12 protein-coding genes and 1 pseudogene are annotated in these 12852 nt (G+C 65.8%); 1 reads left to right on the top strand and 12 read right to left on the bottom strand.

Annotation, left to right across the window (positions count from 1 at the left end; all coding sequences use genetic code 11):
• Positions 1-12: 12 nt before the first annotated feature.
• The 9 genes and pseudogenes from GH664_RS09010 to GH664_RS09050 form a co-directional block, all read right to left on the bottom strand.
• Positions 13-1803, bottom strand: coding sequence for an ABC transporter transmembrane domain-containing protein (locus GH664_RS09010; RefSeq protein WP_153167799.1), 1791 nt, complete (start codon positions 1801-1803; stop codon positions 13-15).
• A 190-nt stretch (positions 1804-1993) separates the two neighbouring features.
• The gene (locus GH664_RS09015; RefSeq protein ID WP_153167800.1) at positions 1994-2599 is read right to left on the bottom strand and encodes a hypothetical protein; all 606 of its coding nucleotides are present in this window, start codon (positions 2597-2599) and stop codon (positions 1994-1996) included.
• Positions 2600-2721: 122 nt separating this feature from the next.
• Entirely contained in the window at positions 2722-3654 is a 933-nt protein-coding gene (locus tag GH664_RS09020) for a VTT domain-containing protein (RefSeq protein ID WP_153167801.1), read from the bottom strand.
• A gap of 181 nt (positions 3655-3835) precedes the next feature.
• Positions 3836-4312: a hypothetical protein gene (locus tag GH664_RS09025; protein ID WP_153167802.1), complete on the bottom strand. Its 477-nt coding sequence runs from the start codon at positions 4310-4312 to the stop codon at positions 3836-3838.
• Positions 4313-4569: 257 nt separating this feature from the next.
• Positions 4570-5184: a DUF1294 domain-containing protein gene (locus tag GH664_RS09030; protein ID WP_153167803.1), complete on the bottom strand. Its 615-nt coding sequence runs from the start codon at positions 5182-5184 to the stop codon at positions 4570-4572.
• A 196-nt stretch (positions 5185-5380) separates the two neighbouring features.
• Entirely contained in the window at positions 5381-5539 is a 159-nt protein-coding gene (locus GH664_RS09035) for a hypothetical protein (RefSeq protein WP_153167804.1), read from the bottom strand.
• A 105-nt stretch (positions 5540-5644) separates the two neighbouring features.
• Positions 5645-6433 carry an IS21-like element helper ATPase IstB gene (gene istB / locus GH664_RS09040; RefSeq protein ID WP_153167805.1) on the bottom strand — a complete coding sequence of 263 codons (789 nt, stop codon included), beginning with the start codon at positions 6431-6433 and terminating at the stop codon, positions 5645-5647.
• A 42-nt stretch (positions 6434-6475) separates the two neighbouring features.
• A pseudogene (istA, locus tag GH664_RS09045) lies at positions 6476-8003 on the bottom strand (IS21 family transposase).
• Positions 8004-8222: 219 nt separating this feature from the next.
• Positions 8223-8720, bottom strand: coding sequence for a hypothetical protein (locus GH664_RS09050; RefSeq protein ID WP_194270363.1), 498 nt, complete (start codon positions 8718-8720; stop codon positions 8223-8225).
• A gap of 184 nt (positions 8721-8904) precedes the next feature.
• Here GH664_RS09050 and GH664_RS09055 point away from each other — a divergent pair, with 184 nt between their 5' ends.
• Complete coding sequence (locus GH664_RS09055) at positions 8905-9504, top strand: DUF924 family protein (protein ID WP_153167806.1); 600 nt, start codon at positions 8905-8907, stop codon at positions 9502-9504.
• 48 nt (positions 9505-9552) lie between these two features.
• On the opposite strand, the gene GH664_RS09060 is transcribed toward GH664_RS09055, so the two are convergent.
• From GH664_RS09060 to GH664_RS09070, 3 genes are all read right to left on the bottom strand, one after another.
• Positions 9553-10482, bottom strand: a complete 930-nt coding sequence (locus tag GH664_RS09060) for a transporter (RefSeq protein WP_153167807.1) — start codon at positions 10480-10482, stop codon at positions 9553-9555.
• A 40-nt stretch (positions 10483-10522) separates the two neighbouring features.
• Positions 10523-11593, bottom strand: a complete 1071-nt coding sequence (locus GH664_RS09065; protein WP_153167808.1) for an aromatic ring-hydroxylating dioxygenase subunit alpha — start codon at positions 11591-11593, stop codon at positions 10523-10525.
• Positions 11594-11669: 76 nt separating this feature from the next.
• Positions 11670-12662 (bottom strand): PDR/VanB family oxidoreductase, encoded by a 993-nt coding sequence (locus GH664_RS09070; RefSeq protein ID WP_153167809.1) that lies wholly within the window; start codon positions 12660-12662, stop codon positions 11670-11672.
• Positions 12663-12852 lie beyond the last annotated feature (190 nt).

Below are 12852 nucleotides of genomic sequence, written 5' to 3' on the forward strand. Positions count from 1 at the left end.
AGGACGACCGCGTCAGAGATCGAGTTGCAGCGCCGCCAGCCGCGCGTAAAGACCGCCCTGGCGGCGCAGGTCGGCAGGCGTGCCGGTCTCGACGATGCGCCCGCCATCCAGCACGACGATGCGATCCACCCGCTGCACGGTGGCCAGGCGGTGGGCGATCACGATGGTGGTGCGGCCCTGCATCGCGGCATCAAGGCCCTGCTGCACGAGGATCTCGGATTCGGCGTCGAGCGCGCTGGTGGCTTCGTCGAGCAGCATCAGGCGCGCATCCTTCAGGATCGCGCGCGCGATGGCGATGCGCTGGCGCTGGCCGCCCGACAGCCGCGTGCCGCGTTCGCCGAGGAAGGTGTCGTAGCCCTCGGGCAGGCGCGCGATGAATTCGTCGGCCGCCGCCGCACGCGCCGCCTGGCGCACCTCGTCGTCGCTGGCGTCGCTGCGGCCGTAGCGGATGTTCTCCAGCGCGCTGGCGGAGAAGATCACCGGCTCCTGCGGCACGATGGCGATGTCGCGGCGCAGGTCGTGCAGCGACAGCTCGCGGAGGTCCTGGCCGTCGATGCGGATGGCGCCGGCCGACACCTCGTAATAGCGCAGCAGCAACTGGAACAGGCTGGTCTTGCCCGCCCCGGACGGCCCCACCAGCGCCACGCGCTCGCCCGGCGCGATATCGAGGCAGATATCTTCCAGCGCGCACAGTGACGGCCGCGCCGGATAGCAGAAGCCGACATGATCGAAGGAGATCGACAGCTTTTCCGCCCGGACGGGCGTTTTCGGCACGGCTGGCTCGCGGATCGCCGACGCAGCGTGCAGCAGCTCCAGCAGGCGCTCGGTGGCGCCGCTGGCACGCATCACGTCGCCCCACACTTCCGCCAGCGTGCCCACGCCACCCGCCACCAGCGCCGCATACAGCACGAAGGCGCCGAGCTCGCCGACGCTGAGCGCGCCCGCCTGCACCTGCCGCGCGCCTATCCACAGCACGAACACGATAGTCCCCATCACCGCCGAGATGACCAGCGCCGTCATCGCCGCCCGCACCCGGGTGCGGCGCACCGCGGTGACGAAGCTCGTCTCGTTGCGGTCGGCGAAGCGCCGCGCCTCGTTCGCCTCCTGCGTGTACGCCTGCACGGTGGGCATGGCGTTGAGGATCTCTCCCGCCAGCGCCGACGCGTCGGCGATGCGGTCCTGCGATTCGCGCGACAGCACGCGCACGCGGCGACCGATGAGCGCGATCGGCACCGTGAGCAGCGCCATCAGGCCAAGGATCAACGCGAACAGATGCATGCTGGTCACCGCCAGCATCGCCATGCCGCCGCCGAACTGGAACAGGCTGCGCAGCCCCATCGACACCGAGCTGCCGACCACCGTCTGGATCAGCGTGGTGTCGCCGGTGAGGCGCGACAGCACCTCACCCGTCTGCAGCGTCTCGAAGAATTGCGGCGACTGCCCCAGCACGCGCGCATACACCGCGCTGCGCAGGTCCGCCGTCACCCGCTCGCCCACCCACGACACCGTGTAATAGCGCGCCGCCACCACAACCGCCCAGACCACCGCGAGGCCGGACAGCGCAAGGAAATGCCCGTCCAGCGTCGTCGTGCCCAGCAGCCCGCCCCCGGGCGCCACGCCCTTGCCGAAGCCGGAATCGATCAGGTCCCGGAACGCCAGCGGCACCAGCAGGATGGTGGCCGAACCCAGGCACAGCAGCACGAAGGCGAGCGCGATGCGGGTGCGATAGGGGCGCAGGAAGGGCGCGAGGCCGCGCAGCGCGGACAAGCGCCGGGAGTTCGCGGATAGGCGTTCACGGGGCATGAAGAATCAAGGGCGCCCATCGGGCCCGCGTGAGGCAGCGCGATGTGCTTGCAGCCTGACATCGTGACCGTCGCGTAACACTGCGCCACGTCCCGTCACGCTGAAGCCGAGAAACAGGACATGCGCATGAGGAAGCACGCTTGTCGTGCGCACCACCGCAGCTTCGGCCGCAAGCCGGCGGTTCAAACCTTTACTGACCCGCATCCTTGAATCCACACTGGCCGAACGGAAAGCCGTCCTTCGGAAAGCATCTGATGTCAGGGTGATGAACGCAGTCATCATCCTTGCGGCACATGCTTCCCCCGAATGGGCTGCAGGTAGCATGGACGCGTCGAATCTCCCTTGCTCCTGACGGCTTGGTGATCTCGATGTCCATCGCCCCCCCATAGAAATCGCGGTGTTGATGTTTTGCGAGATGAGAGATTTCCGTGGTCAGACTATGTGCCAGCACTTGGTACCCAGTATTGGGCTCCAAGTCCATATCGAATGCGCATAAATCCGTGACACCTCCACCTCCGCCGAAATATTTCTCGAAGGCAATTTCGATCCAATGTGACCCAGGAAGAATCTTGCTCGTGTTGCCAAACATCACAGATACGCCTGGCCGCAAGCCATCTATCGCCTGAAAGCTGCAACTCTCCATATAAACAAAGTAATACCTCGAATAGCAGCGGAACGTGGCGACCTCCTCATCTGGCAACTCAGTCCCGGTGTAGGTCACAAAGGTGCCACATGCGGAAAGGCCACAGAAAATGCACAAGGCCATGGGCTTCTTGAGGATGCGAGTAGTGTCCATGCGATGAATGACGCCTTTCATCCGATGCGAGCAACAATTTACGCTCTTGCAACGACGACATCGATTGGAGACTGCCTGATCACATCCTCGAGGGGTGCATCAAGGGGCGTCGTCGCAGCCCCTTATCCGCGTGGCTGAGCGGACTCCGTCGCCAGCCACGCTTCATAACCGCCCTTCAGCGGACGCACGGACAGGTAGCCGGCGGCGAGCAACTGCCGCGCAGCCTCGATCGCGGTGGCATCGCCCGGGCAGGCGCACATGGTGACGATGGGGCGTTCACGCGGCCAGTTGCCGACCGCGTCCGACAGAAAATCCAGTTCCGCGACCGTCGCACCGGCAACGTGCCCGGCCTGGGCCACGATCACCGGGCCGCGCAGATCCAGAAACAGCAGCGGAGCGGGAGCCTGCAAGGCCTCGATCAGTTCCGCCGGGGTGATGTGCGGAAGGCCGGACAGTCGACCAAAGCGGTACTTCTGCCAGAGTTTCCAGCCGAGCCAGATCGCCAGCACCGCCACCACGATGGTCGCCGCGGTGCTCACATTCCGATCGAGATAGGCGATGGCGGCCTGCACTTCCTGCCGCATCAGCCAACCCGCTCCGAGGGCCAGCCCCGCCCATAGCGCGGCACCGAAGCCCGCGGCGATCAGGAAGCCGACCTGGTTCATGCGCAGCGCGCCGGCGATCGGCGGCGCGACCGTCGAAAAGCCCGGAATGAACTTGGCGACGACCAGGGACGCCAGGCCCCAGCGCACGAAGCGCGCTTCCGTCTGCGTGACGCACGAGCCCGGATTGATCGACAACCTGCACAATCCCGACAGCACCCGATAGCCGAAGGCGCGACCGGCGAGATACCACAGCCAGTCGGCGAACACCGAAGCGAGCACGGCCGCCGCCAGCAAGGAGGCCATCTGCCCGGCGCCAAGGACGAGGCTGCCCGCCATCAGCAAGGTGGGCACGACCGGCACGGGCAGCCCCACCTGCTGCATCAGCACGTTCATGAACACGACCCAGACCGCGTCGCGCTGCAGGGATTCGGTCATCTGGGTGAGGTCCATCGTCTGCCCTCGCGCGGTCTTCGGTCCTTGAAACGGACCTCGATCATGCCATCAGGCGGGCGCGGCCTTCACGGCACACGCGAAAAACCCGCCACACGGGCGGGTCGGAGGTAGCTGCGATCACCCGGACGAGCGAAGAAGGCCATCCTTCCCCTGCCATCCGGGCGCCGTGCCGCGCGGCTTACTTCGCAGCCGGCGTCTGCAGCTCGGTCTTGGCTTCCGTCTTGTGTTCGGTCTTGGTTTCGCTCTTGGCGGCCGCCTTTCCATCGACCTTGGCGGCGGCCGAACTCACGTCGTGCCTGGTCGCCGCCTTGGCGCCGTGCTTCGACGAGACGGACGCGTGCTGTGCATCCTGCTTCTCGCCGGCGACTTCGCCTTTGTCATGACCCTTGTCGGCGGCCTCGTGCTTGATGGCCTGCTTTTCATCGACTGCTTCGGGCTTGCCGACGCCCTTGCCGGTGGCGGCCGACGCCTTGGGTTCAGCCGTCTTCATCGCAGGCGTCGCCTTCGGTGCCTCGACTTTCTTGTCGGTCGCCGCGTGCGCTGGCGCAACCGACTTGGTCGCGGTATCGGCGGGGTTGACCGGTGCCACACCCTGAGCGAAAGAGGCGGCAGCGAAGCCAGCGGTGGCAGCGAGGGCGATTACGGTCTTGAGCATGTTCGGTTTTCCTTGAGAAGTTGGAACTGCATTTGCACGTTGCTGCTGTCTTGCAGAACGTGGGTGCAGCGTACGGCGCGAGTTACGCTGCCGTGATTGCAGGCGTGTAAGTCAGGGTATCGACTTGTGACTGCGCGGAAACCCAAGTCCTTGATTGCCTGACATCTCGTGCCAGACGACACGCGCACGCCGTTACAGGGCGAGGCGTCTCCAGCCGCCGCGCAAGGCACACGGCCATCCCGGGCCTGCCATAACCGCTAGGCAAGACTCATCACCGAGCGCAGCAGCGCCGCGCCGCGGTCGGTGGTCAGCCAGCCCAATGCAACACAGTTGCCGAACACCGTGAGCCAGAAGACTCGCTGAAATTCCTGCTTGCTCGACTTGTGCCGCAGCAGCCGCTGCGCCGCCAGCGCACCCGGCCAGCCGCCGACGAGGGCGAAGAGATGAAGCGTGCTCTCGCGCGTCCGCCAATGGCCATTTCGCGCGGCGGACTTGTCCCACCAGTAGGCGCAGAAAGCGACCACACTCGCCACGGCGTAGAGGCCCAATACGACGACCGGGAACCTGCCGGCGAGCCCGCCCGCAGCGAGGGCTGCGACGAAACCCAGCGTCAGCAGCACAGGCAGTTTGCTGTTACCGGGCCGCCTCGGTGCCGACACGCGCTGGCCGACGTGCGCCACCCGGGCGGCGCGCGGACGCCCCTTGGGATCGGCCGTCAACTCGTAAGTCACGAGTTCGCCGCCGACGGGCCTGTCCGAGCCGTCGACGAATGCCTTGACATGGAGGAAAACCGGCTCGCCGCCTGCGTTTGGCGCGATGACGCCTAAGCCCTGGTCGTCCTTCCAGGCGGCGATCCTTCCTTGATGGCGCATGAGCGAATCTTCTGAATTGCGGGCGCAATATTGAGACGACAACGACCGGCACGGCCTCGTGGAGCGGGTTGCATTCGAAGCCAAGCCCTGTCCGCCCAGTCGAACCCCCCGCGCCGGCCATGGCGACCCCGGAAGGATCAGGGCGGGCCTCGGTTCAATCAAGCAAGAACCGCTGCCCGCTCTCGATTCGCCTCCGTCAATCCTTGGCTGTGCGCAACCTGCAACCCGACGAGGTGCAGACAGAGTGCATCAGGCGCCCGTCGGCACAGAACGTTTCGTAGAAGTTCGCTCCTTCGCCTTCCTTGAAGCGTGTCGGCAACTGCGTCGTCTGACAGCCCGCATCGGCGAGCATCACGTTCGCCTTCCGGGCTTCGGCTGTCACTGACCGCCACAATAGAGCCACCGATGATCGGCATATAGAAGCCACTCGAACCGGGCTCTGACGGACGTCGTTGGGGGGTCAAGAATCGATGTTTTTCGGGGTGGTGGCAAGGGCGCTTTTCGCCCGATTCGGTCCCTGTCGGGGCGCACGGTAGGAGGCCCCGTCGAGGGTGAGGCAGTAGGCGTTGTGGCGCAGGCGGTCGACGGTGGCCGAGGCCAGCAGCCGGTTACCGGGGAAGGCCTGGTCCCACTCGGTGAAGTCGAGGTTGCTGGTGACGAGGGTGGCAGCACGCTCGTAGCGCTCGGCGATGAGGTCGTGCAGATCCTCGTCGGCGGGGGCGCGAAGGGGTTTGAGGCCGAAGTCGTCGATGATGAGCACCGGCACGCGGGCCAGTTGCTGCAGCTTGCGCTCATAGGTGCCGACCGCGCGGGCGGCGTTCAGGCTGGCGAGCAGTTGCGCGCAGGAGGCGAAGATGACGTCGTGCCCCTGACGCACGGCGCAGTGCCCGAGCGCCTGCGCCAGATGGCTCTTGCCGGTGCCGCAAGGGCCGACGATCAGCACCGGGGCGCGCTCGTCGATGTAGCGCCCGGTCGCGAGGTCATGGACCAGGGCGCGGTTGGTCGAGGGCAGGCGGTCGAACTCGAAGCCTTCGAGCGTCTTGGTGGCGCGGAAGGCCGCACGGCGCAGCCGGGTGCCGAACTTCTTCTGCTCGCGGCGGGCGATCTCGTCCTGGATCAGCAGGGCGAGAAACTCCGTGTAGGCGAGCTTGGCATCGATGGCCTGGCGGTTACGGGCGTCGAGCGAGTCGAGGATGCCGGAGAGGCGCAACTGCTTGAGCTGCGGCGCCAGTTCGGTGGCAGGGTTCATGGTGAGGCTCCTTGGGTGAAGTGGGCGCGCGCTGCGCCCGGGTCAGTGAAACGTGGGGCCGTCGTCTTCGAACAGCGACGCGGTGGCGCGCGCGAAGCGGGCACGGCCGGCATAGGGCTCGGGGGTGATCGTGCTCACCGGCGCGAGGTCGTGACCGCCGGCGAGGATGGTCTTGACGGTGCGGTAGTGCGGGCTGTCGTGGGCGATGGCCCGCTCGCACGCGGCCTCGAGGCGCGCGGCGCCGTATTGGTCCTTGAGCGCGAGGACGCCCTGGGCAGCCCGCAGGCGCTCACTGATGCGGTCTGAGAGCAGTTGCCCGATCAGCTGCGCGCAGGCGTCTCCGATCTCACGGGCCTGCTGCAGACACCAACTGCGGTCGTGCGCGAAGAAGCGCTGGGCGGCCGGCGGCAGATGATCTGAGACGGTGCGCCGCTCGCCGGGACGCCGCGCGCGGGCATGCGTGGCGACGGGCTTGAAGTCGTGATAGACGGTGACCACGGCGTCGGTGGCCCGCAGCCACAACGCCTTGCCCACCAGCGCAAACGGCACCGAGTACAGGGCACGCTCGAAGCTGACATGACAGTCGCGATGCACCGTCACCGCATGCCAGGTGCCCAGATCCGGCGGCACTTCGGGGAGCGGCAGCAAGGTGCTGCGCTCGACCGCGAAGGTGTCGAGCGGGCGCACGCGGGTGGTGCCGTGAATGCGCAGCCCGGCCTCCTTCAACACCCACTCGCGCACCTGGGCATTCAGATCGGCCAGATCGCGGAAACTGCGCGTGGGCAGGAAGTTGCCCTTCACGTATTTGACGCCGGCCTCGACGATGCCCTTCTTCTGCGGGTCGTGCGGCGGGCAGGCGTCGATCCGGAAGCCGTAGCCCTCGGCGCACTCGGCGTAAGCGCGCTGCACCTGAGGATCGTGCATGCACGCGTGGGTGATCGCGCACTTGGCGTTGTCGATGATGAGCCGTGCGGGCACGGCGCCGAACCACTCGAAGGCGCGACGGTGGCAGCCGAGCCAGGTGCGCACGCTCTGGTCCCAGACGAACTCCACGTACTGGTGCCGCGAGAAACACAGCGTCATCACGAACGCCCACGTGCGACGCAGCTCCCCCGTGGCCGGATCGACCAGGTAGGGACCGGCGCCGAAGTCCACCTGCGCGGCCCTCGCCCGGCGCGAAGGTGAGGCGCACCGTGGCCTCGGGCGGCTGCTCGCGGCCGATCTGCGCGATCAGCCGGCGCACGCTGGAGTAGTGCCCGCTGAACCCGTGCTCGCGCTTGAGCGTGGAGTGGATCACCACGCCGGAGACGCCCTGCCCGAGCCACTGCTCGACCAACGACCGGTACGCGGCAATCGAGGACTGGGCCGTCACCGGCAACTTCGGCTGCCCGAGCGCGGCGGCGATCTCGGCATCCTCGGGCAAGGGGCGCTCGGGATCGAGCCAACCCTGGGTGCGAGCCAGCTCGCGGAACCGGGCCGCCTTGCTGCGCCCCATCAGTTTCGAGCGCGCGATCTCGCGCTCGGAGTCGCCCTGGCGCATGCGCATCAGGGCCTGGCGGTACTCGTACATCTCGATGCTCCTGCGGGCCACCGCCTACCTCCTGCCGAACAAAAAGGCAGCAGGGTAGCGATGGATCGCTCAAGGTCGAGACGTCCGTCAGAGTGGAAGTGGCTCCATTACGCCGATCCGGCGCTGGCCTCTATGTGCCGATCCGCGACTGGCTTCTATATGCCGATCACGGACTGGCCTCAATGTGCCGATCACGCGGTGGCTCCATTGTGCCGATCATCAACTGGCTCCAATGTGCCGGTCGGTGACAGCTTCGGCACCTTCGGACGGCTTCGTCTCCGATCCGTGCGCCGCCGTCGGTCTGGACAGGCGATCGGATTCGATGAGGTCGTTCATCTCGACCGTGATCGGCGAAGGATAGTCGTAGGCCGCACCACTGGCGATATCGACGCCGGCGCCGATCACACCGCCGAAGATGATGTTCCCGAAGGCCATTCCTTTGGTGGATGACTTTATTGCCGCCACCGAAGGCGCCATTCCCATCTTCTCGCACTGGACGCTTAAGTCCTGATAACTGCGCTGCACGGTCGTGGTGCCCGGCGCAGTGACATACCATGTGCCCTTGTCATTCGTGAGCTTGCAGTTTGAGCCGACGACCGGGACCGACTTGTTGCGCGTCTCCACCGACAGTACCTGGTTCTTGCCGTCAACGATGGACGCGCAGCCTGACAGCAGCGCCACAGTGGCGAGGAACCCCATGCGATATTTCACTTTCATCCCGTTTCCCGAAATCTGGAGAGTTTTCCATTTGCATATGATAAATGTAAGTTTACATTCGGAATGAGTGATTCTTCCTCACTCTGCCTGAGATACATCCCTGCTTGGGTCTTGACACGACGATGCGCCCACGCAGCGGATCGCCTATGGTTAGGAGGATGCAGTGACGTTTGCCGAAACCCTCATGGAAACTCCAGACACGATCCACGCCTTCTGGTTCGGCGAGCATGCCGACGATGCGGAAATCATCGCGCGTCAGTCCGCGCTGTGGTGGCGCAAGCAGGCAGAGGTGGATGCGGAGATCGGGCAGCGGTTTTCGCCCATGGTGCAGCAGGCGGCGTTCGGCCAGCTCGACGCCTGGCTGGGCGGCCTGCGTGGGCGGTTGGCGCTGGTGCTGCTCACCGACCAGTTTCCACGCAACATCTGGCGCGGCGGCGCCGCAGCCTTCGCCTTCGATGCGCTGGCGCGGCGCTGGGCCAAGGAGGCGATCCGGCTCGGCATCGATGACGAAGCGCGACCGATCGAGCGCGTGTTCCTGTATCTGCCGCTGGAACATTCCGAGGATCTCGCCGACCAGCGCGAAGCAGTGCGCCTGTTCGACCGGCTCGCCGGTGCGGTGCCGGCCGCACAGCGCGCGGCGTTCGACGGCTACCTGGACTACGCGCGCCGCCACTGCGAGATCATCGAGCGCTTCGGCCGCTTTCCGCATCGCAATGCCGCACTCGGACGCGAGACGACCGCGGAGGAAGCGACCTTCCTGCTGCAGCCGGGCTCTTCGTTCTGAATGTCGGCGGCCTTTCCGCGGCACGCAGCAGCGGAAAGGCCAGGGTGATTACAGCGGCAGGATGAGCTTGAGCCACACCTTGTCGCCGCCGAAGCGGTTGGTGACGGCGGTCTCGCGCTGCCACTGGCCGATGAAGTGGACGCCGCCCTTGGTCGTGTAGCTGACGCTCGGCCCGATGGCGAACACCTCACCCTTGCGTCCGGCCGACCACACACCGGGGTTGGCGGCGATCTTGCGGCCGTCGATTTCGTCATCGGTGAGCTGCTTCAGGTAGTAGCCCGACAGGCCCACACCCCATTCGCCGAAGCGTTTGCCGACCAGATAGTCCATGTGGAATTCGTCGCCGGACTGGTAATCCATCTTCGGCGCGCCTTCGGCCGGGCGGAAATCATTGTTCGTGCCCTTGATGTTGTACATGAACTTCGCCGATACCTCCCAGCCGCCATCGCCCATCCAGGTCGCAGCGAAGACCGGCTCCACGCTCCAGTAGTTGGCGCCGACGCTGCGCAGCGGATCGCCCGACTCGTACTTGCCTGTGGGCAGGTTCACGTCGACCGCGACGGCCCAGTGCCAGGTCTTCGTGTGCCACGACAGGATGAAGGGGCTCACCGTGACGTCGCCCAGCGCAGAAGTGGAACGGGACGGACCGCCGAGATCCAGCGTCTGATGCACCAGCGGCACGATCGTGTGCCAGCCCCAGTTGCCGCCAAGGATACGGAAGTCGCTGGTATGGACGTAGCGCAAGGCGTCGAACCACGCGCCGACGGACGTGCCCTTCACCTTGTCGCCGTCGCCGTTGCGCAGCTTGCCGCCGTAGTAACCGAAATAGTTGAGGAAGTAGTCGCCGGGCGGCGGCACGGCGCCGGCGAGCCAGTTCTCGGCGCCGTTCGGGTACTGGTCGCCGCCCTCCTTGGCCTGGGCTGCCCCGGCAGCCAGCACGGCAAGGCTCATCGCAAACACGATTTTCTTGGTTCTCATTGGTATCTCTCTGTGTCGGGTTGGGGGTGTGGACGCGCCTTCAGCTCACCAGGCGCAGCTTTTGCGCCTGCTCCTCTTCGATGAGGCTTTGCAGCAGGCGGCGCACCTTCACCGTGGCGACGTCGCTGCTCAACAGCACCGGGTTGAGGCCAAAGAGATCGCTGGTGCCCATCGCCTCCTGCTGCAGGTCGAGGATGGGGCCGTCCTCGGTGACGAAGGCCTCGTGCATGGCCGCGATCTTCATGCTGTTGTATTCCGCGTCCTCGACGTTGTGGTTGCGCCGGGTGGCGAAGAAGTAGTGCGTGGAGGTCTCGGTTTCCGGCGTGCTGGTGTGCAGGTCGTACTGGCCGACGGTGTCGACCAGGTCGAGCTCGCCCGGCCCCTGGATGGCACCGACCGAAAGCTGGATGTTGGCCGGCGGCGTGTAGGTGATGTCGAAGAAGTGGCGCGCCTCGCCCTGGGGGTCGGCAAGGAAGTTGGCGAAGATCAGCATCGCCGGCGTCTGCTTCCACTCCCAGCGTGCCGAAATGGCGCGCGCCGACTCGCGCAGCTTGGGCACCTGCGGCGACAGCTGGCCGCGCGTGGTGATGATCTCGCCGTGCAGGTGGTCGATATGGCTCAGATCCATCACATTGTCATTGACGAGCTGATAGTTGCAGGCCGGATGCATGTAGGTGTAGCCGACGCCATTGGGATGGCCTTCGGTGAGCGGGCTGAAATCCGGCAGCAGGTCGGGATCGGCCGCTGCCTCGCCCATCCAGATCCACAGAAAGCCATAACGCTCGATCAGCGGAAAGGAACGCACCCTGGCGGCCTGCGGGACGTGGCCGGTGCCGTGCGGGTTGTGGTTGCACTGGCCGGAACAGTCGAACTTCAGCCCGTGATAGGCGCACACGACGTCATCGCCATCGCGCTTGCCCACGCTGAGCGGCGCGAAGCGGTGCGGGCAGCGGTCGTGCATCGCCACCGGCGTACCGTCCCGCTTGCGGTAGATCAGCACTGGAATGTCGAGCAGCCGCCGACTGAACAGGCCCTCGTCACCAACCTCGGTGGACAGCGCCGCGGCATACCAGGCATTCATCAGGTAGGGGGTCTTCTTGGTCGTCTCCATTTGTCTCACTCTCTTTGGGGGTGGATGCCGGGAGGCCGCCCGGCGCGGGGTCTGTCCGGCGCACGCGCCGGCAAGCTCAGAAGTCGATCAGCAGCGACGCGGTGCGCGCGCGCGAGCAGCACGGCGTGAAGCGGTCGTTCGCCGCCTTTTCCGTGTCGCTGAGGAAGAGGTCTCGATGCTCGGGCACGCCATCGAGCACGCGCATCACGCAGGTGCCGCAGATGCCCTGCTCGCATGACAGCGGCACCGGCACACCATGGGCGATCAGCGCCTGCGCGGCGGTGGTGCCGGGCGGAACGGGCACGACCAGGTCGCGGCCAGCCACGCGGATCTCGAAATGGCCATCGCCAGCGCCTTCACCCGCGGCCGCAGCTTCGGCCGGCACCGCCGCGAAATACTCGAAGTGGATGTGGTCATCGCGCCATCCAAGGGACGTCGCAGTGGCGATGACGTGGTCCATGTAGCCGCGCGGACCGCACACATAGAGATGCGTGGCCGGGTCCGGCGCGCCGATCGCGGCGGCGGCATCGAAGCGCTGCGCTGCCGCGCCATCGTCGAAGTGAAACTGCACGCGATCGACGAAGGTCGAGGCGCGGATGCGGTCGATGTAGGCGGTACGCGACGGCGTGCGAGAACAATAGTGCATGCGGAAATCCGCCCCGCCGCGCGTCAGAACCTGTGCCATCGCCAGAATGGGCGTGATGCCGATGCCACCGGCGAAGAGCAGCGAGCGCTGTGCGGAGCGCAACGCAAACAGGTTGCGCGGCGCGCCAATGCGAATCTCGTCACCCTCGTGGATGTCGTCGTGCGCGCTGGCCGAGCCGCCGCGGCTCGCCGGATCACGCAGGATGCCGATCTCGTAGCAGCCGGTGTGCGCGCCATCGCCGCACAGCGAGTACTGGCGCAGCAGCCCGTTGGGTAGTTCGACGTCGATGTGCGCGCCCGCAGCCCAGGCCGGCAGGGGCGCACCATCGAGCGAACTCAGCTCGAGGCCGATGATGTCGTCCGCCAGTTGCATCCTGCGCCGTACGCGCACGGCGAACAGCGTGCGTCCTTCCGATCCGGACATGGTCTCCTCCTGTTGGCTTGCGTTTGTTATGAGCCGCTTCGTCAGTTCGTGCTGACGCCAGTGTTATTGCAAGCCACGTGCCAGATCAGGAAAGAATCTCAACGCATTCTTTTTATGTAACTAATTTCTGAACGGCGCTAAAACTGGGGAAAGTAGAAAACAAATTTCTTCATATACTGAATCTTCAGAT

The organism is Thauera sp. 2A1 (assembly GCF_009469595.2).
Classification (GTDB): domain Bacteria; phylum Pseudomonadota; class Gammaproteobacteria; order Burkholderiales; family Rhodocyclaceae; genus Thauera.

Excerpts from the sequence above, each read along its gene's own strand:
- GH664_RS09010 (WP_153167799.1), bottom strand. The coding sequence starts at position 1,803 with ATGCCCCGTGAACGCCTATCCGCGAACTCCCGGCGCTTGTCCGCGCTG.
- GH664_RS09015 (WP_153167800.1), bottom strand. The coding sequence starts at position 2,599 with ATGGACACTACTCGCATCCTCAAGAAGCCCATGGCCTTGTGCATTTTC.
- GH664_RS09020 (WP_153167801.1), bottom strand. The coding sequence starts at position 3,654 with ATGGACCTCACCCAGATGACCGAATCCCTGCAGCGCGACGCGGTCTGG.
- GH664_RS09025 (WP_153167802.1), bottom strand. The coding sequence starts at position 4,312 with ATGCTCAAGACCGTAATCGCCCTCGCTGCCACCGCTGGCTTCGCTGCC.
- GH664_RS09030 (WP_153167803.1), bottom strand. The coding sequence starts at position 5,184 with ATGCGCCATCAAGGAAGGATCGCCGCCTGGAAGGACGACCAGGGCTTA.
- istB (WP_153167805.1), bottom strand. The coding sequence starts at position 6,433 with ATGAACCCTGCCACCGAACTGGCGCCGCAGCTCAAGCAGTTGCGCCTC.
- GH664_RS09050 (WP_194270363.1), bottom strand. The coding sequence starts at position 8,720 with ATGAAAGTGAAATATCGCATGGGGTTCCTCGCCACTGTGGCGCTGCTG.
- GH664_RS09055 (WP_153167806.1), top strand. The coding sequence starts at position 8,905 with ATGGAAACTCCAGACACGATCCACGCCTTCTGGTTCGGCGAGCATGCC.
- GH664_RS09060 (WP_153167807.1), bottom strand. The coding sequence starts at position 10,482 with ATGAGAACCAAGAAAATCGTGTTTGCGATGAGCCTTGCCGTGCTGGCT.
- GH664_RS09065 (WP_153167808.1), bottom strand. The coding sequence starts at position 11,593 with ATGGAGACGACCAAGAAGACCCCCTACCTGATGAATGCCTGGTATGCC.
- GH664_RS09070 (WP_153167809.1), bottom strand. The coding sequence starts at position 12,662 with ATGTCCGGATCGGAAGGACGCACGCTGTTCGCCGTGCGCGTACGGCGC.